Below are 18,582 nucleotides of genomic sequence, written 5' to 3' on the forward strand. Positions count from 1 at the left end.
GTCTAGCGCAGGCGTCCCGGGGCCGTGCTCGGGCCGGACGGCAGGGGCTTTGCGCATTCAGACCCTGTGAATAAGCGATGGTTCAGGCAGATGGGGCGTTCGCGGCGTGTCTTCTATGGGGACGGGCTGTTTTGTGGGAGAAGCTGTTTTTTGGGAGGGGCATCTTTTGTGGGAGGGGCTTCAGCCCCGATGCTTTTGTCTCAGATCACCGAAACCCACCGGCTCGCTGAAAATTCCAGCGGCGGAGCGAAAAGCGTCGGGGCTGAAGCCCCTCCCACAAAACAGCCCCTCCCACACAAAAGAAGGCCTGTTCTAGTCCACTTCGGTTGGCATCGGCCCCTGCCGGCCGCGCACGCCATCGCGCAGACCGCGCAGCATCGCGCCCAGATACGCCAGACGCGGCTTGAGGAACAAGGCGGTGCCGACGAACTTCAACACCAGCCGCGGCAGATCCTGCGCCGCCCAGCGCCCGGGCACCTCGGCGCGACGGTACAGCAGCACGCGGTTGCGCATCATGTAGTACAGCCGGGTCGGGCTGTGGACGACGGTGCGGTACGGCAACAGGCTCGACACCCGCACCAGATCGCCGATGCGGTGCTGCATGCGCGCATCGCACACGCCGAACAGCTTGTAGCCGCGATGGCGCGCGCGCGAGCTCCATTCGATATCGACATTGTCGATGAACAATCCCTCGTCCATGCCGCCGACGACATCGAGCACGTCCAGCGGCAGCAAGGTGCCCGAGGTGATGAGGAAATCGCAGTCGATCACCTGCCCGGGCCCGCCGAACAACTTGCGGTTCATCGGAAAGGCGATGCGCACGAACGGCGCGACTTCGCCGGTGCGCTGATCGCGGAACTGCGGCCCGACCGCGGCGACCGGGCCGTGCGCCCGCAACTGGCGCAGCTGATCGTGCAAGGTCGCGACCATGCCGGCATCGACGATGCTGTCCTGGTCCATCAGCAGGATCTGGGCGAAACCGGCCTCGCGCGCGGCGCGCGCGGCCTGGTTGATGGCGCTGCCCAGGCCGACGTTGCGCGGCGAACGCAGCACCTCGACGCCGCGTCCGCGCAGTTCGTCGAAATAGGCCTCCAGGGCCGCGCCGGTGCTGGCATTGTCGAAGATCATGACCCGCCCGACCTGCGGCAACACCGCGGCGATCACCTGCTCCAGCAATTCGATCTGCGGGTGGTAGGTGACTATGGCGGCGCAAACCCCGGACGCGCCGGATCGTGCGGAAGCGCTCATGCCGGGCCGGTTCCCGAATGCGGCCGGGCGCGTCCGCGCACCGGCAGGTAAGGCGCGCGCGGCGACGGAAGGCTGCAGAGAAAGGGCATGCCGGCATTATCGCCCATCGCCGCGCCGAGGGTGCGGGGCGGGGGCGCAGAGGGTTGCCTCATCTGCGAAGCCGCGCAAGGACAAGGATTCGCTGATGAGACGAAAGCGGCTGCGGGCAGCGCACTCCGTCGGATGCGAAACCGCGCCTCAGTCGCCGGCGGCCCGCGCCGTCTTCACTCGCTCCGACAACTCGTGCAGACCCGGCGCGGACGCATCGAGCGAACGCGCGGCCTGCAGCGCGGCGCGCGCGGCCTGCACCTCGCCCGCGCCCAGGCGCTCGTCGCCGACCGCGATCCAGCGCAGGGCCAGACGCGAAGCGGCTTCGCGCAGCGGCGCGCTGCCGCCTTCCAGGGTGCGGCGCGCGTCCAGGCATTCGCCGGCGCGACCCAGGCGGTTGCCGCTGAGTTCGCGTTCGAAGCAGCGCTTGGCGGTCGGCAGCAGACGCGCCACGGCGGCGCGCACGGCCGGATTCTGCGGCGCGATGGCCTGCGCCGCGCGTAGTTTGTCGTAGGCGCTGTCGCCGGGCGGCGTCAGCAGGTCGCCGCGCTGTTCGGCGGCCGCGGCCTGCGCCAACAGGCGCTGCAAGGACTGGCGCTGCTTGCCCGGCGCCTCCTGGTCGAAGCGTTTGTGCGATTCGCGCGCGCGATCCAGATGCTGGCGCGCCAGCGCGATCGAGGGTGCGTTCACCGCGATCTCGCGCGCCTGCGCCAGCTCGGCCTCAGCCTGGACGAAGTCGAAATCGGCCGCCGATCGCTCGGCGCGCGCGGCGTGGGCGTCGGCGATCGCGACCAGGCCGTTGCGCGCGGCGCCGTCGTCGGCGCGCACCGCGAGCAGGTCGCGATAAGCGGCCAGGGCGACGTCCAGGCGCTGCCGGCGCAGGGCCTGATCGGCGTCGCGGCGGCGGCGTTCGAGATGGCGCTCCAGCACGGTGAGGCTGTCGGGCAGGTCGGCATGGCCCGGATCGGCCTCCTGGGCGCGCTGGATGCCCTGCGCGCCGCGCACCAGTTCGCCGTTTTCCAGGGCCTGGCGCGCCTGTTGCAGCAGTTCGGCCAGGGTGTCGTCGCGGCCTTCCAGGGCGTCGTTGCGCTGCGGCTGCAGTTCCAGCACGCGCTGGTACAGCGGCAGGGCGGTGTCCGCCGCGCCGTCGAGGCGGCCTTGCTCGCGCGCGCTCGCCGCGGCGGCGACCATCCGGTCCAGGCCGGCGTGGGTGGCTTCGCGTTCGCGCAGGCGCTGCGCCAGGGTTTCGACCCGGTCGCGCGGGGTGGCCAGATCGCGGGCCAAGTCCAGGCGGCCGCGGGCGAATTCGAAATGGCCGCCGTCGATGGCCTGGCGCGCCTGTTGCAACGCGGCCTCGCCGGTGCGGGTCAGGCCGGTGCGGGCATCGCTGCGGTCGGGATCGAGCGCCAGCGCGGCTTCGTACAACTCGCGCGCGCCGCGGCCGTCGGGCGAGGTCAGGCGGCCTTCGGCCAGCGCTTGCGCGGCTTGCTCGCGCAGGCTCTGCAGGCGGGTGTCGGGCCACAGCCATTCCGACAGCGGTTGCCGCCAGACGATCAACGCCGACAGCACCGCGAGCGCGGCGACCGCCAGGGCGATGCGGGTCCAGCGCTGGCGCCGGGCACGGTCGGTGGCGGGATCGCGGCGCGGCTCGTCGTCGAAATGCAGCGCGCTCCAATCGCCGGCGAGGGGTTCGATCCGCGCGGCGCCGGCGGCGTGCGTGGCGGAACCTTCGGGCGAGGACGGCGGGCGGGATTTCACGGCGACAGGATAGCGCTACGAGGATGACGGTCGTGCTGTTATTTTCGCCATGGCGTGCGAGCGCAGTGCGAAGGCGTAGCGCGATGAATGCCGGTGTGGGGTGCCGGGTGGGCTGAGCGAAAGGCATCGGGGCTGAAGGCCCCTCCCACAAGAGATTGCGAAAGCCGAGAAGTCTTTTGTAGGAGGGGCCTTCAGCCCCGACGCTTTTCGCCCCGCCACCGCGCCACACCCCACCTCAACTGCGCTGCGCGTACTCCACCCCCGGCAGCGACGACAGCTTGCCGAGCAGGCTCGACAACTGCCCGTAATCGCCCACCCGCAAGCGCAGCCGCAGCCGCACCTGCGCGCCGTTGCGTTCGACATCGCTGCGGATGCTGATCACGTGCGCGTTGCCCTGGGCGATCACGTTGGTGACCTCCTTGAGCAGCCACTTGCGGTCCAGGGCCAGGACTTCAATGTCGACCTCATAGCCCGAGCCCTTGCGCCCCCACTCCACCGGCAGCACCCGCTGCGGCTGGGCGGCGGCGAGTCGCTCGAACGCGCCGCAGCCGGGGCGATGCACGCTGACGCCGCGGCCGCGGGTGAGGTAACCGACGATCGGCTCGCCCGGCAGCGGCTGGCAGCAGCGCGCCAGTTGCACCAGCAGGTTGCCCACGCCCTCGACGGTGAAATCGGTGGACTTGCCCGGCACTTTGCGCGGCGCCGGCGCGATGGTGGTGGTCGAGCCCGAAGCGGGCGCCGGCGGCGGCGCCGACATCGCCCGTTCGTGCTCCAGCAGGACCCGGCCGATCTGGTGCGGGCCGATGTCGCCGAGCGCGACCTGCACGTACAGATCGCCGTCGCCGGCCAGATTGAAGCGTTCGCGCGCCGGCGCCAGATCGGCGCCCAGCACGCCGAGCCGGCGCAGTTCCTTGTCCAGCAACTCGCGCCCGGCGGTTTCGTTGCGCGAGCGGTCGAGCTTGTGGAACCAGTTGCGCACCTTCTCGCGCGAGCGGTTGCTGGCCAGGAAACCGTTCGACGCCACCAGCCAGTCGCGGCGCGGCTCGCCGGTCTTGGCGGTCAGGATTTCCACCCGGTCGCCGGTGCGCAGCTTGTGATCCAGCGGCACGATGCGGCCGTCGATCTTGGCGCCGCGGCAGCGATGACCGACTTCGGTATGCACGTGATAGGCGAAATCCAGCGGCGTGGCGCCGGCCGGCAGATCGATCACCTCGCCCTTGGGCGTGAGCACGTAGACCCGGTCTTCGACCAGTTCGGTGTCCAGCTCGCTGGCCAGCGCCTCGTCGCCGCCCTGCCCGCCTTCGCTCTTGGCGTCGAGCAGGCGCCGCATCCAGGCGATCTTGCGGTCGAACGCGGCATCGGCGCTGTGGCTGCCGGCTTCCTTGTATTTCCAGTGCGCGGCCACGCCGAGCTCGGCCTGGCGATGCATCTCGTGGGTGCGGATCTGCACTTCCAGGGTCTTGCCTTCCGGCCCGACCACGGCGGTGTGCAGCGAGCGGTAGTCGTTGCGCTTGGGCCGGGCGATGTAGTCGTCGAACTCGCTCGGGATCGGCGTCCAGGTGGCGTGGACCACGCCGAGCGCTGCGTAGCACGCGCCCACGTCGTCCACCATCACCCGCACCGCGCGCAGGTCGTACAGCTCGCTGATCGGCGCGTCCTTGCGCTGCATCTTCTTCCAGATGCTGTAGATGTGCTTGGGCCGGCCCGCCACTTCGGCCTTGACGCCCTGCGCGGCCATGGCTTCGCGCAGGGTGCGCTTGACCTGCTCGATGTAGCGCTCGCGATCGCCGCGTTTTTCGTCGAGCAGGCGGGCGATCTTCTGATAGGTCTGCGGTTCCAGATAACGGAACGCCAGGTCTTCGAGTTCCCACTTGAGCTGCCAGATGCCCAGGCGGTTGGCCAGCGGCGCGTGGATGTCGCGGGTCAACGCCGCCAGCTCGCGCCGCGTCTCCGGCGCCAGGGCGTCGGCGTGGCGCATGCGCGCGAGCTGGCGCGCCAGCAGGATCGGCACCACGCGCAGGTCGCGCACGATCGCCAGCAGCAGCCGGCGCAGGCCCTCGGTGCCCGAGCGCCGGCTTTGTTCGGCATGCAGCGCCCAGACCTGGCCGGCGGCGCGCTGGCCGTCGAGCAAGGCCGCGACCACCGGATGTTCGCGCTCCAGGCCCGGGCCCAGGGCCGCGGCCCAGCCCGGATAGACATGCACGATCGCCGCGGCGACGGTGTCGCTGTCGGCGTCGAGCAAAGCCAGCGCGTCCAGGGTCGCGGCGACCACCGCCGGCGAATCCAGCGCGCCGGCGCCGGCCTCGGGCTTCAGCGCGGCCGCCGTCAGCGCCTTGCGCAAGGGTGCGGACAGGGCCGCCGCCGCGGGCAGCGCCAGCACGTCGGACAGGGGCGAATGGGACTGTGCGGGGGAAGCGTTCACTGCGATGGGTCGGGTCGGTGTGCGTGCGGAGCCTGTGAGTCGGGGAACGGGCGGAACGGCGGCGGTGAATGGGCAACGCGGCGCCCATGGATGCGGGCGGCCGCGACGGCAGCCGCACCGCGGCTGCGCGGCGCGCGCGATACATCCAAGCGGGCGCGGCTAACGTCTACACTAGCGAGCAACCGCCCCGAGGAACAGCACGAATGTCCGCGATTCCCCCTACCGCGTTGCGCCGCCTGCCCACCGCCTTCGCGCTGGCCGCCTGCCTCGCCGCCGCCCTGGCCGCGCCGGCCGCGATGGCGCAGCAGAAGATCGAACAGCAAATGAGCGCCGAGCAGTTCAAGAACGCCGGCCTGACCAAGCTCAGCGACACCGAGCTGAGCAACCTGAACGCCTGGCTCAACCATACCGTCGATGCCGAGACCAGCAAGGCCGCGGTCAAGGCCAAGGAAGAGTCCAAGCACGAGCGCACCGGCTTCCTGTCGGTCGGCGCGTCCAAGGAGCCGGTCGTCGCGCGCCTCAACGGCAGCTTCACCGGTTTCAACCGCGGCCAGACTTACGTGCTCGACAACGGCCAGGAATGGCGCCAGGAAGACAACGCCGACCTGCCGGGCGTGCGCACGCTGGAATCGCCGCAGGTGCGCATCACCCCGAGCATCATCGGCAACGCCTGGTACCTGTCGGTGCAGGGCTACAACACCCGCGCCAAGGTCAGCCGCGTCAAGTAAACCGTCCCTGCTCCCGCGCGCGGCCTCGCGCGCGGGCCCCAACCGCTTGCACATCCCGCTTCGGAGTTCGTCATGCGTGTGCTGTCTTCGTTGACCGTGGCCTTGTTGTTCGCGATCGCCCCCGCCGCCTTCGGCGCCGAGCGTCCCTACGTGCCGGTCGAACAACGCTTCACCGCCGAACAGCTCAAGGCCACCGGCCTGGACACGCTGTCGGCGCAGCAGTTGCAGGCCTTGAACGAGTTGTTGTCGCAAGACCAGAGCGTCGCGGTCACCGAAGCGGTCAAGCAGGTGCGCACCGAGCGCAAGGGCCTGCTCGATCGCGGCGACGTGGAACCGGTGACCAGTACTTTGAAGGGCGAATTCCGCGGCTGGTCCAGCGGCACCGTGCTGACCTTGGAAAACGGCCAGCGCTGGCGCGTGGTGGAAGGCTCGCTGTTCCTCGGCAAGTCGGTGCCGGCGCCGAAGATCACCATCCGTCCCGGCCTGATGGGCGGCTGGTACCTGGAAGCCGAAGGGCAGACGCCGAAGGCGAAGGTCAAGCGGCTGGATTGAGACCTGCGATCGGATGGAACGAAGGCGGCCTTGGCCGCCTTCGTTGTTTTTGTAGGAGGGGCTTCAGCCCCGATGCTCTCGGCTCAGATCGCTGCAGAACCATGAGCAAACAAGCTTCATCGCCGCGGATCGGAAAGCATCGGGGCTGAAGCCCCTCCCACAAAAACCCCTCGTGGCGCCCGCCGCCGGCGCCGGCCTCAACCACGCAAGCCCGCCAAGCGCTGCGCCAGCTTCTTCGGCGAGACGCCGCCGCGCACGCCCAGCTCCTGCGCGAACAACGACACCCGCAGTTCCTCGATGTCCCAGCGCAAGGCCTGCCAGCCTTCGCTGTCGTCCTCGCCGGCCGCGTTGGCCGCGTCCAGCGCATCGACGAAGGGCTTGATCTCCAGCATCCGCGCCTGATCGCGCACCGGATCGCGCAGCGCGCGCTCGCTGCGCACCGACAAGGCCTTGAGATAGCGCGGGTACTCGGCCAGCGCGACGGTGGCGACATCGCGCAGGAACCCCGGCGGCGTCAGCCGCGCCAGTTGCGCGCGCATGTCGTCGAGATTGCCGCTGGCCCAGCCCATCAGCGGCGATTCCAGGCGCGCGCGCACTTCGGCGACCGCGCTCAGGATCGCCTCGGCCTGGCGCAGGCGCTCCATCGCTTCGGGAAACAGCTTGCGCGCGACGGTGTCGCGGCGCAGTTCGAACGCGGTCGGATCGCGCACCGCGACCAGTTCGGCGTCGTCGCCCAGCAGCGATTGCAGGGCGCCATCGACCAGATCCTCGCGCAGGCGGTCGCTGTCGCGCGGACGGTCGTGCGCGGCGGCGGTCTTCCCCGCACCGGTCTGCAAGGCGGCGATCTGCGCCGCGCGGGTCGGCGACAAGCGCTCCTTGCGCGGCGCGGCCGACTCGATCGCCGCGTACAGCAGCCCGGTCTTGGCCTGGATCGGCAACTGCTTGCGCGATTGCTTGAGCTTCTCCGCCATCGCGATCGTCAGCAGCCTACGCACGCCGCGCGGATGCGCGCGCAACGCGGCCTCGCGCTCGGCATGCACGCGCAGCGACACGGTCTCGCCGTCGTCGTGCAAGGCCGGGAACGCCGGCACGCCGGCCGCGCCGGGCACCGACATCGGGATCGGCTGCTCCGGGAACGCGGTCAGGCCGCGCTGGCCCAGGCCGTCGGCGGCCTGCGCGGCGAAGGCGCGCGCGGCGCGTTCGCCGAACCGCGCGCGCAGTTCGTCCAGGTCGCGCGATTCGGCCAGCACCGCCGCCTCGCCCTGCTTGCCCTTGCCTTGCGGCGCATCGAGCAATCGCAGATTCATGCGCAGATGCGGCTCGATCGACGCCGCGTCGAAATCCGTCGGCGCGACCTCGGTGCCGCCGAGCTTGCGCAGGAAGCGCGCCAGCGTGCCGACCAGATCGTCGCCTTCGGAACTTGGATAGGCCTCGAAGAAGGCCTTGGCGAAATCCGGCGCCGGCACGAAGTTGCGCCGCAGCGTTTTCGGCAGCGACTTGATCAAGGCCGCGGCCTTGTCGGCGACGAAGCCCGGCGCCAGCCACGACAGCCGGGCCGGATCGAGCGCGTTGAGCAGATGCAGCGGCACCGCCAGGGTCATGCCGTCGTCCGGCGCGCCCGGTTCGAAGCGATAACTCACCGCCAGCCGCGCGTTGCCCAATTGCAGATACGGCGGGAAGCGCGCGGCCTCGCTTTCGCCGCCGATCATCAGATCGTCGCCGGACCATTCCAGCTTCGCCTTCTCATCGGCCGGCAATTTGTTGTACCAAGCGTCCAGCGCCTGCACGTTGTGCGCCTGCGCCGGCAAGCGGTCCAGGTACCACTGCGCCATCCATTCCTCATCCACCACCAGCCCGGCGCGGCGCTGCTTGGCTTCTTCTTCGTGCGCCTTGGCCAGGGTGGCGAGATTGCGCGGCAAGAACGCGGCGCGGGTGTTGATCTCGCCGGTCACCAGCGCGTCGCGGACGAAGATGACGCGGCTTTCTTCCGGGTACAGCGCGCCGTAATGGATCGGCCGCTTCGGCGCCAGCACCAGCCCGAACAGGCTGATCTGCTCGCTGCCGACCACGCGCCCCTGCGAACGCGCCCAGCGCGGATCGTGGTGACGCCGCGCCAGCAGATGCGGCAGTTCCTGGATCGCCCAGTCCGGCTCGATGCTGGCATTGGTCATCGACCACACCCGCTCGGTGTCGAGCAGGGTCGCCGACAGCACCCACGGCGGTGGCTTCTTGGCCAGCGGCGACCCCGGGAACAGTTGGAACTTGCGTCCGCGCGGGCCGTCGTAGAAGCCCTTGTCGGCGCGAAAACCGATCTGGGTCGGCAGGCCGGCGATCAGGGCGCGGTGCAGGGCGACGTAGTTGTCGGGACTTGGGACTCGGGACTCGGGACTCGCGGAAGCCGATGAGCGAGCGTTGCCGGGATCGCGGATCGCGGATCGTCCCGAGCCCGCTCTTGCGATTCCCGATTCCCGATTCCCGATTCCCGCCGTCGCCAGTCCCGCCACCCCAAACCCCAACTCCTCGCACAGCAACTTCAACTGCCGATGCAGCTCGCGCCACTCGCGCATGCGCAGGAAGCCGAGGAAGTGTTTCTCGCACCAGGCGCGCAGCTTGGACTGGGTGAGTTCCTCGTGCGCGTTCTGGTAGCCGTCCCACAGATTGAGGATGCCGACGAATTCCGAACGCGGATCGGCGAACAACGCATGCGCGGCGTCGGCCGCGCCGCGCTGGTCGGCCGGACGCTCGCGCGGGTCCTGGATGCCCAGGAAGGCGGCGATGGCGATCATCTCGCGCAGGCAGCCGTGGTCGTTGGCCGCGACCAGCATGCGCGCGAGCTTCACGTCCACCGGCAGGCGCGCCATGGTCCGGCCGATCGCGGTGAGTTTCTTGCCTTCGTCCACCGCGCCCAGTTCGGCCAACTGCTGCCAGCCGTCGGCGACGGCGCGGCTGTCGGGCGGCTCCAGGAACGGGAAGTCCTCGATATGGCCCAGGCCCAGCGAGAGCATGCGCAGGATCACCCCGGCCAGCGCGGCGCGGCGGATTTCCGGGTCGGTGTAGCGCGCGCGCGATTCGAAATCCGCCTCGCTGTACAAGCGATAGCAGGTGCCTTCGCTGATGCGGCCGCAGCGGCCCTTGCGCTGGTCGGCGCTGGCCTGGCTGATCGGTTCGATGTGCAGGCGGTCGAGCTTGCCGCGCGGGCTGTAGCGCTTGACCCGCGCCAGGCCCGGATCGACCACGTAGCGGATGCGCGGCACCGTCAGCGAGGTTTCGGCGACGTTGGTGGCCAGCACGATGCGGCGCTTGGGGCCGGGATTGAATACCCGGTCCTGATCGCGCACCGACAGCCGCGCGTACAGCGGCAGCACTTCGGTCTCGCGGTATTTGCGCCGTTCCAGCGCCTGGTGCGCGTCGCGGATCTCGCGCTCGCCGGACAGGAAGATCAGCACGTCGCCGCGCCCGATTCCAGTGGAATCGACCTCGCGGGTGATTTCGTCGCAGGCCGCGACGATGCCGTCGTTAACGCTGCGCGCGGGACTCGGGACGCGGGACTCGGGACTCGAAGAGCCACGACCGCTTTCCACGAGTCCCGAGTCCCGAGTCCCGAGTCCCGCAGCCTCGTCCAACGGACGATACCGCACCGACACCGGATACCCGCGCCCTTCCACGTTGACCACCGGCGCATCGTCGAAATGCGCGGCGAAGCGATCGGTGTCGATGGTCGCCGAGGTCACGATGACCTTCAGGTCGGGCCGCTTCTTCAGCAACTGCTTCAGATAGCCGAGCAGGAAGTCGATGTTGAGGCTGCGCTCGTGCGCTTCGTCGATCAGGATGGTGTCGTAGGCCGACAGCCAGCGGTCGGACTGGATTTCCGCCAGCAGGATGCCGTCGGTCATGAACTTCACCGCGGTGCGCTCGCCGACGTTGTCGTTGAAACGCACCTGGTAGCCGACGGTTTCGCCGATCTGGGTGTTGAGTTCCTCCGCCACGCGCCGCGCCACCGCGCGCGCGGCGATGCGGCGCGGCTGGGTGCAGCCGATCATGCCGGCGGCGCCGCGGCCGGCGGCCAGGCACAGCTTCGGCAACTGGGTGGTCTTGCCCGAACCGGTTTCGCCCGCGATCACCACCACCGGATGCTTGCGGATCAATTCGACGATGCGATCGCCTTCGGCCGCGATCGGCAAAGCCGGGTCCACCGGCGCGCGCGGCAGCGACTTCGCGCGCGCTTCGCGCTGCGCGACGGAGGCGGCCAATGCCTGCGCGAACGCGGCCTGCGCCTTGTCGTCGCCGGGCTTGCCGCTCCAGCGCGACCACAGGCCGTGCAGACGGCCGCGGTCGCGGCTAAGCGCACCATCGATGGCGCGCCGCGCCTGCCGTAACGCGGCGCTTGCCTCGGCGTGATCAGACTGTTGGGTATGGCTGGTATTCATCGATAGATCGTTTGCATCGCAGCGCTAGGAACAAACCATTTCACATCGGCGGCGACAGCGCCTATTGTCGCCGCAAGTTCCGGAAAAACTGTTCCGGCACAAGCTCAAAATTCCAGCTTCAAATCCACAGAACCCCCGCAATGGAGAAGGAGTCGCACATGGCCAAGTCCACCAAGCCCGTCAAGACCAAACCCGGCAAGTCCAAGGCGCCGGTCACTCCGGCGGCGTCACCGGCCGCCGGCGACGGCGCGCCCTCGATCGATATCGGGATCTCGACCGCCGACCGCAAGAAGATCGCCGAAGGTCTGTCGCGCTTCCTGGCCGACAGCTACACCCTGTACCTGAAGACCCACAACTTCCATTGGAACGTGACCGGGCCAATGTTCAACAGCCTGCACGTCATGTTCGAGACCCAGTACACCGAGCAGTGGACCGCGCTGGACGAGATCGCCGAGCGCATCCGCGCGCTGGGCTTCAACGCGCCGGGTTCCTATGCCGAGTTCGTGCGCCTGAGCTCGATTCCGGAAGAGCCGGGCCTGACCGACGCCGCCGACTGGCACGAAATGGTTCGCCAGCTGGTGGTGGGCAACGAAGCGGTGTGCCGCACCGCGCGCAAGGTACTCGACCAGGCCGACGACGTCGATGACGCGCCGACCGAAGACCTGCTGACCCAGCGTCTGCAGACCCACGAGAAGTATGCGTGGATGCTGCGTTCGCTGCTGCAGTGATCGCCCGCGCAGTTCAGCCGGCGATGCGCTGAGCGCGACGCCGGCCGGTTCGATCCGACCCCTTCGCCGGCGACGGCGGAGGGGTTTTTCGTAGCTCCGCGCCGCCGCGCTCAGGCTATCGCGGCTTCGGCCAGCGACGGCAACGGCGCACCGGCGCGCTCGCATTCGGCGCGCCATACCTCCAGGTCCTGCCGCGCCTGCGCCAGGACCCAATCGCGGAACGCGCAGATCTTGGCGCTGCCGCGCCGCACCTCCGGATAGGCCAGCCAGTAGTCGCGGCTGTCGCGCACGATCAGTTCGAACGGCTGCACCAGCCGCCCCGACGCCAGTTCGGCGCGGAAGAACAGCGGCGAGGTGATCGCCACGCCCTGCCCGGCCAGCGCGGCGGTGACCTCGTACTGCTCCACGCCCAGATCGATCGCCGAGACCAGCGGCGCCTCGCCCGCGGCCACGCCGGCCGCGTGCAGCCATTGCCGCCACCAGCGTTCGCGGCCGATCCGCGCCAGCCCGAGCAGATCCGCCGGCGTGCGCAAGGCGCCGCTGGCGATCAGCGCCGGACTGCACAGCGGCGTGAACAAGCCCGGCAGCAGGAAGTGCGCGCTCATGCCCGGCCATTGGCCGCCGCCGTTGCGCAGGCTCAGGTCGAACTCGCCCTGGGCCAGATCGATCAAGGGCACGCTGGTGTCCAGGCGCACCGCCAAGCGCGGCTGCGCCAACTGAAAGCCGCCCAGGCGCGGCACCAGCCAGTTCGCGCCGAGGGTCGGCAGCGCGGTGATCGCCAGCTCGCTCTGCGAACGCTCGCGGCTTTGCGCGAACGCGCCGCGCAGGCCCTGGAAAGCATCGAGCACGGCCGGCGCCAGACGCTCGCCGTCGCGGGTCAGCACGACCTTGCGCGCCAGCCGCTGGAACAGCACCAGGCCCAGGCGCTGCTCCAGGCGCTTGATCTGGTAGCTGACCGCGGCCTGGGTCATGTCCAGTTCGTGCGCGGCGCGGGTAAAGCTGCCCAGGCGCGCGGCGGCTTCGAAGGCGCGGATCGCGCTGAGCGGGGGCAGGGTCGATCCAGTCATAAATTCAGCTTATGCATTGGCGGCGATTTTCGGCTTGTCCGGCGCCTCCCCGGATTCCTAGGATTCGCTGGAAGCAAAGCATAGCCCGCACCGACCGAAACGGCGCGAATCCGCCCCAGACCAAAGCTTGCCTAGGTCATCCCGATCCCGGAGTCCCCCATGTCGCGCCAAACCCTGCTGACGCTCGCCCTCGCGGCGCTGTCGCTGCTGTCCTGCCCCACCCCGGCCCTCGCCGCCACCGCGGCCACGCCCGCGGCGGTGGTGCAGGCCGACCTGCGCGCCCTCAACGACAACGATCTGGAAGCCTTCCTCGCCCTGTACGCGCCGCAGGCGCAGATCTTCGGCCTGCCCAAGGACCCGCGCCGGCTGGCCGGCCCGCGCCTGGAGCAGATGTACGGCGCCGACAAGCTGCGCGCCTCGTTCGCCAAGGCGATGGCCGAACCGGCCACGCCGAAGATCCAGCAGACCGAATCGATCGCGCTGGGCGAACTGCTGGTCGGGAAGGTGCGCATCGACGTGCCGGGCCAGAGCGAGCCGACCGTGATGATGGTGGTCTACCGCGTGCGCGACGGCCTGATCCAGGACCTGTGGCACGTGGTCCGCGAAAGCGACGACAACCGCGGCCACGCCGCCGCCGCGCTGGCGACCATGCACGCGCTGGTTGAGACCAGCAATCGCGCCGACGCCGACGGCTTCCTGGCCCTGTTCGCCGCCGATTCGCGGCATAACCGCATGTCGGACGATCCCGATCGACTGGCCGAGGAACAATCGAAGAACATCGTCGATGCCGCCAGCCGCGATCGCGTCTACCGCGCGCTGTACGCCAAGGGCGACGGCCTGCAGGTGCAGACCTTGTCCGCGTTCGCGGTGGGCGATCTGGTCGCCATGCACGAGCGGATCACCGACACCGCCAAGCCCGGCGAAGTGAAGGAACTGGTGTCGATCCTGCGCGTGCGCGACGGCCTGGTGCGCGATCTGTGGCCGCTGCAGCGAGTGATGAGCGGGGCCGCCGTCGCCGGGACCGGGCGATGAAACACTGGCGCGGGTGGTTGATCGCCGCCCTGCTGGCGGTGTCGTGGCTGGCGCTGGCGCAGGCCGAGAGCGCGCAGGAAGCGGTGGTGCGCCGCTACGTGCAGGCCTGGAACGACGACGATGTCGACACGTTCCTGGCCCTGGCCAGCCATGACGCGCGCACCTATCGGCGCGATCGCGACGACGACGGGCTGGCCGGCGCCTCCATCGCCGGCGCCGATGCCGGCGAGCGCGCCCGCTTCTATCGCGGCGCGTTCGCCAAGCGGCCGCATGTGCGGGTGGACATCGTGCAGATGCAGGCGGTGGACGACATCGTCATGAGCCGCGAGCGCGTCAGCGGCGGCGCCGACGGCAAGATCGCCGATGAGCTGACGGTGTATCAGGTGCGCGATCGCAAGATTTGCAATGTGTGGCATGTGAAGCGGCGCTCGCGCTGAGGGGATGGGGCGCGGCGAGCTGAGTGAAAAGCATCGGGGCTGAAAGCCCCTCCCACAAAAGACCTCGCGGCGACACAAGCTTTTGTGGGAGGGGCTTTCAGCCCCGACGCCTTCCGATCCGACCCTCAGATCCCCAAGCCCCTACCCAAAGCCGCGGCCATTCCCGACCGACCGAAGGACCGGCGCGGGTAAACTAGGCCCATGCCCTCCCCCGCTCTAGAAATCCTTCACCGCGTCTTCGGCCATACCGCGTTCCGCGGCGAACAGGCGCAGATCGTCCAGCACGTGATCGACGGCGGCGACGCCCTGGTGCTGATGCCGACCGGCGGCGGCAAATCGCTGTGCTACCAGATTCCCTCGCTGGTGCGCGAAGGCTGCGGCCTGGTGGTCTCGCCGCTGATCGCGCTGATGCAGGACCAGGTCGAAGCGATGCGCCAGCTCGGCGTGCGCGCCGCGTATCTGAACTCCACCCTGAGCGCGGACGCCGCCGCCGAAGTCGAGCGCCAACTGCTCGCCGGCGAGCTCGACCTGCTTTACGTCGCGCCCGAACGCCTGCTCACCGGGCGCTGCCTGAACCTGCTCGACCGCGCCAAGATCGCCCTGTTCGCCATCGACGAAGCCCATTGCGTCTCGCAATGGGGCCACGACTTCCGTCCCGAATACCGCGAACTCACCATCCTCCACGAGCGCTGGCCCGACATCCCGCGCATCGCCCTGACCGCCACCGCCGACGCGCCGACCCAGCGCGAGATCGCCGAACGGCTGACCCTGGAAGACGCGCACCGCTTCGTCAGCTCGTTCGACCGGCCCAACGTGCGCTACCGGGTCGTGCACAAGGACAACGGCACCCGCCAGCTGCTGGATTTCCTCGCCGCGCATCGCGACGAGAGCGGCATCGTCTATGCGTTCTCGCGCAAGCGGGTGGAATCGGTGGCCGAGCAACTGGTCGCCGCCGGGATCAAGGCGCTGCCGTATCACGCCGGCATCGAGGCTAGCGTGCGCGCCGGCAACCAGCGCCGGTTCCTGCAGGAAGACGGCGTGGTCATGGTCGCGACCATCGCCTTCGGCATGGGCATCGACAAACCCGATGTGCGCTTCGTCGCCCATATCGACCTGCCCAAGTCGATCGAAGGCTATTACCAGGAGACCGGCCGCGCCGGCCGCGATGGCGAACCGGCCGAAGCCTGGCTGTGCTACGGCCTGGGCGATGTCGTCAATCTGCGCCAGTTGATCCAGCAGGGCGAAGCCGGCGAAGAGCGCAAGCGGCTGGAGCTGCGCAAGCTGGATTCCTTGTTGGGCTTCTGCGAGTCCACCGAATGCCGGCGCAAGAGCCTGCTCGGGTGGTTCGGCGAACCGCATCCGGGCGATTGCGGCAACTGCGACAACTGCATGGAGCCGCCGCAAAGCTGGGACGGCACCACCGCCGCGCGCAAGGCGCTGTCGTGCGTGTACCGCACCGGCCAGCGCTTCGGCGCCGGCCACGTCATCGACGTGCTGCGCGGCGCGACGACCGAAAAGGTCACCCGCTTCGGTCACGAGGAACTGAGCACCTTCGGCATCGGCAGCGACCTCGACGCCAAGCAGTGGAGCAGCGTGTTCCGCCAGCTGGTCGCCGCCGGCCTGCTGGAAGCCGACATCGAACGCCACGGCGCCTTGCGCCTGACCGCCGACAGCGCGCCGGTGCTACGTGGCGAGCGCGCCCTGCGTTTTCGCACCGAAGCGCCGAAGGCCGCGCGCGCCAGCACGCGCAAGGCGCGCAGCGGCGCCAGCGCGGCGCCGATGATCGACCTCGATCCCGAATCGCTGATCCGCTTCAACGCCCTGCGCGAATGGCGCTCGATCACCGCGCGCGAGCAGAACGTCCCGGCCTACGTGATCTTCCACGACAGCACCCTGCGCGCGATCGCCGAACACGCGCCGGACGATCTGGACGAACTCTCGCGCATCCCCGGCATCGGCGCGAGCAAGCTCGACCGCTACGGCGAGGCGGTGCTGCAGCACTTGCTCGATCAGGCCTGAGGCCGCGATCGGCGTGAATATGCAGGAGCGGCGCAAGTCGCGGCCGCGACATCGCGGCTTTGATGCACGCGCGGTTTCACGAGCGCGGCGTGCGCCGCTCCTGCCCCCAAAGCGGTGTTCCGCAGGCTTATGCTGCGTTGCTCGTCATTCCGGCGAACGCGGGCTCCGCTTTACTGCGGCGCAGCCGGACATCCAGCGCCTTTCGTGCGAGCACGTTTGAAGTCTCTTCCGCCGACGCCGCTCCTCACGGCAACTGGTACGAAAAATTCAGATTCCAGCGCGGCTTGCGACTGTCCCTTTCCAGCGGCAGGTCCGCTGTCGGTTTGGCGTAGGCGAAATCGAGACTGTAGTGCTTGTTGTCCGACAGCCGCACACCGACGCCGAGCGTGCCCAGCTTGTCGGGCTGCGGACGGCGGCCGTCGGTCAGCGACACCTGCGCGTGCTGCGCCACCACGTACGGCGACACCGCCTTGAGCCAACGCTTGTTCGGACGGAAATTGCGGCTGAGTTCCAGACCCACGCCCCAGCCCTTGTCGCCCGAGGTCTCGCCGGGATCGTAGGCCAGACCGAAACGCGCGCCGCCGAAACTGATCTGCTCCGACGACGGCAGGCGCTGGCGGGTGTACTGGCCGCTCGCGCGCAACACCGCGGCGTAGCGCTGCTCTTTCCAGGTCCGCGTCTGCGCGTAACCCAGGCTGTACTTGGTGAACGACACATCGCTGGCCGCGGCCAGATTCACGCCGCTCAGATTGGTCAAAGTGTCCGCCGACGCGCCCCAGGCATCCAGGCCGCGCGCGATCGCGAAGCTGACCTGACGCGCGCGATCCTTCTTGGCGTGGGTGTAGTCCAGCGAGCCCTGCACCACCCGGGTCTTGGAGCGCTGCTCCAGGCTGGCGCCGTTGATGGTGTTGAAGTAGCGGTCGGACTGATCGGCCGCGTAGATGCCGGCCGACACGAACAGCGAGCGCTCGTTGCTCAACCGCAGCGGATAGCGCGCGCTGATCGCCACGCGGTCCTGCTCGACGCGGTGATCGAGAAACTCCGGCAGCGGGGTATTGGTCACCGGCACGCCGCGATAGCGCGAACCTTCGGCGCGGCCGATCCAGCCGTCGCTGCCGAACAACTGCGAATACCCGGCGCTGTAGAAGCGCTCGTTGCCGCGTCCGTCCGGATACAGCGCCGCCAGGCTCCATTGCTCGGCCAGCGACGTCAGCGCGTTGAGATTCAACGTCGCCAGGCCCTGGGTGCCGGGATGATTGAATTCCAGCGCCCAGGTCGCGTCGTAACGCTTGCCGTCCACGTTCAGATCGAGCGAGGTCGCGCCGTCGGTGGTGGTCGGCGCGGGCACGTTGATGTTGAGCTTGGCCCCGGGCAGGAAGCCCAGGATCTGCGAATAGCGTTCGAAGGTGCTCTGGCGCAGCGGCCGGTCATCGACGATGTGCTGCGCGATCGCGCGCAACTTGCGTTCCAGCTTGCCGGCCTTGCCGCTGATGTTCACCCGCGCGACATAGCCTTCCACCGCCACCACGCGCACCGTGCCGTCGGCGAAATCCTGCGTGGGGACATAGCAGAACGACAAGGCGTAACCACGGTCGCGATACAACTTGGTGCAGGCCGCGGCGGTGGTGAGCAGATCGCCGACGGTGATCTGTTTGCCGGCCAGCGGCGCGAACAAGGCGGTGACCTGATTGAACGGCACCGACTTGACCCCGGACACCTCGAACTTCGCTGGCGTGAGCTGCAACGCCAGCAACGCGGCCATTTCCGGATTCTGTTGCGGCGCGACGGTCGTGCTGACCTTGGGTTCGGCCTTCGGCAACGGCGCTTGCGGCAGGGTCTGCAGCGGATTGCCGGTGCTCGGCAATCGCGGCGGGGCGGTCTGGGAATACGCCGGCACGCTCGCCTGCAACAGCGCGGTGACCGCCAGCGCGAGTGGATAGCGCTTCCCCCAAAGCCCTGTACCCATGCGGTACCCCTTTAGCGATGGCTGCAACGACTGCCAATGAGGACGCGCGCCCGCCCTGGGCCGAACGCGCATCCGCAAGTCCTGCATTCACTCTATGTCGTCATGGCGCGA

Annotated in this window: 12 protein-coding genes; 6 read left to right on the forward strand and 6 right to left on the reverse strand. The window is 69.2% G+C overall.

Translation table 11 applies throughout. The annotated features are described in order from the left end of the window. Positions 1–312: 312 nt before the first annotated feature. The 3 genes from J7J50_RS00395 to J7J50_RS00405 form a co-directional block, all read right to left on the reverse strand. Positions 313–1,248: a glycosyltransferase family 2 protein gene (locus J7J50_RS00395; RefSeq protein ID WP_215058835.1), complete on the reverse strand. Its 936-nt coding sequence runs from the start codon at positions 1,246–1,248 to the stop codon at positions 313–315. Positions 1,249–1,485: 237 nt separating this feature from the next. Further along, positions 1,486–3,093 carry a hypothetical protein gene (locus J7J50_RS00400; protein WP_215058833.1) on the reverse strand — a complete coding sequence of 536 codons (1,608 nt, stop codon included), beginning with the start codon at positions 3,091–3,093 and terminating at the stop codon, positions 1,486–1,488. 235 nt (positions 3,094–3,328) lie between these two features. Beyond that, a complete protein-coding gene (locus tag J7J50_RS00405) occupies positions 3,329–5,515 on the reverse strand; it encodes a bifunctional (p)ppGpp synthetase/guanosine-3',5'-bis(diphosphate) 3'-pyrophosphohydrolase (protein WP_343222406.1) in 2,187 nt (728 codons plus the stop codon). A gap of 203 nt (positions 5,516–5,718) precedes the next feature. Here J7J50_RS00405 and J7J50_RS00410 point away from each other — a divergent pair, with 203 nt between their 5' ends. Beyond that, positions 5,719–6,243, forward strand: a complete 525-nt coding sequence (locus J7J50_RS00410) for a hypothetical protein (protein WP_057944015.1) — start codon at positions 5,719–5,721, stop codon at positions 6,241–6,243. Between the two features lie 72 nt (positions 6,244–6,315). Beyond that, positions 6,316–6,795 carry a hypothetical protein gene (locus tag J7J50_RS00415; RefSeq protein WP_215058831.1) on the forward strand — a complete coding sequence of 160 codons (480 nt, stop codon included), beginning with the start codon at positions 6,316–6,318 and terminating at the stop codon, positions 6,793–6,795. A gap of 197 nt (positions 6,796–6,992) precedes the next feature. Here the strand turns inward: J7J50_RS00415 and hrpA are convergent, their stop codons facing one another. Then, positions 6,993–11,222, reverse strand: a complete 4,230-nt coding sequence (hrpA, locus tag J7J50_RS00420; protein ID WP_215058828.1) for an ATP-dependent RNA helicase HrpA — start codon at positions 11,220–11,222, stop codon at positions 6,993–6,995. Positions 11,223–11,380: 158 nt separating this feature from the next. Here hrpA and J7J50_RS00425 point away from each other — a divergent pair, with 158 nt between their 5' ends. Continuing rightward, on the forward strand, positions 11,381–11,950 hold the full coding sequence (locus J7J50_RS00425; RefSeq protein ID WP_215058826.1) for a Dps family protein: 570 nt from the start codon (positions 11,381–11,383) through the stop codon (positions 11,948–11,950). Between the two features lie 110 nt (positions 11,951–12,060). Here the strand turns inward: J7J50_RS00425 and J7J50_RS00430 are convergent, their stop codons facing one another. Next, the gene (locus tag J7J50_RS00430; protein ID WP_215058824.1) at positions 12,061–13,017 is read right to left on the reverse strand and encodes a LysR substrate-binding domain-containing protein; all 957 of its coding nucleotides are present in this window, start codon (positions 13,015–13,017) and stop codon (positions 12,061–12,063) included. Positions 13,018–13,176: 159 nt separating this feature from the next. Between J7J50_RS00430 and J7J50_RS00435 the strand changes: the two genes are divergently transcribed. The 3 genes from J7J50_RS00435 (at position 13,177) to recQ (ending at position 16,505) form a co-directional block, all read left to right on the forward strand. Continuing rightward, complete coding sequence (locus J7J50_RS00435; protein ID WP_215058822.1) at positions 13,177–14,049, forward strand: nuclear transport factor 2 family protein; 873 nt, start codon at positions 13,177–13,179, stop codon at positions 14,047–14,049. Then, on the forward strand, positions 14,046–14,486 hold the full coding sequence (locus tag J7J50_RS00440; protein ID WP_215058820.1) for a nuclear transport factor 2 family protein: 441 nt from the start codon (positions 14,046–14,048) through the stop codon (positions 14,484–14,486). Before J7J50_RS00435 ends, J7J50_RS00440 begins: the two co-directional genes overlap by 4 nt. Before the next feature lie 201 nt (positions 14,487–14,687). After that, positions 14,688–16,505, forward strand: coding sequence for a DNA helicase RecQ (recQ, locus tag J7J50_RS00445; RefSeq protein ID WP_215058818.1), 1,818 nt, complete (start codon positions 14,688–14,690; stop codon positions 16,503–16,505). Between the two features lie 244 nt (positions 16,506–16,749). Here recQ and J7J50_RS00450 read toward each other — a convergent pair whose 3' ends face one another. Further along, a complete protein-coding gene (locus tag J7J50_RS00450; RefSeq protein ID WP_215058816.1) occupies positions 16,750–18,471 on the reverse strand; it encodes a POTRA domain-containing protein in 1,722 nt (573 codons plus the stop codon). Positions 18,472–18,582 lie beyond the last annotated feature (111 nt).

This window comes from Lysobacter sp. ISL-50 (assembly GCF_018612875.1).
In the GTDB taxonomy this organism is placed as follows: domain Bacteria; phylum Pseudomonadota; class Gammaproteobacteria; order Xanthomonadales; family Xanthomonadaceae; genus Lysobacter.

Coding starts and splice junctions, on each gene's coding strand:
- J7J50_RS00415 (WP_215058831.1), top strand. CDS start 6,316: ATGCGTGTGCTGTCTTCGTTGACCGTGGCCTTGTTGTTCGCGATCGCC.
- recQ (WP_215058818.1), top strand. CDS start 14,688: ATGCCCTCCCCCGCTCTAGAAATCCTTCACCGCGTCTTCGGCCATACC.
- J7J50_RS00425 (WP_215058826.1), top strand. CDS start 11,381: ATGGCCAAGTCCACCAAGCCCGTCAAGACCAAACCCGGCAAGTCCAAG.
- J7J50_RS00395 (WP_215058835.1), bottom strand. CDS start 1,248: ATGAGCGCTTCCGCACGATCCGGCGCGTCCGGGGTTTGCGCCGCCATA.
- J7J50_RS00430 (WP_215058824.1), bottom strand. CDS start 13,017: ATGACTGGATCGACCCTGCCCCCGCTCAGCGCGATCCGCGCCTTCGAA.
- J7J50_RS00440 (WP_215058820.1), top strand. CDS start 14,046: ATGAAACACTGGCGCGGGTGGTTGATCGCCGCCCTGCTGGCGGTGTCG.
- J7J50_RS00435 (WP_215058822.1), top strand. CDS start 13,177: ATGTCGCGCCAAACCCTGCTGACGCTCGCCCTCGCGGCGCTGTCGCTG.
- J7J50_RS00410 (WP_057944015.1), top strand. CDS start 5,719: ATGTCCGCGATTCCCCCTACCGCGTTGCGCCGCCTGCCCACCGCCTTC.
- J7J50_RS00450 (WP_215058816.1), bottom strand. CDS start 18,471: ATGGGTACAGGGCTTTGGGGGAAGCGCTATCCACTCGCGCTGGCGGTC.
- hrpA (WP_215058828.1), bottom strand. CDS start 11,222: ATGAATACCAGCCATACCCAACAGTCTGATCACGCCGAGGCAAGCGCC.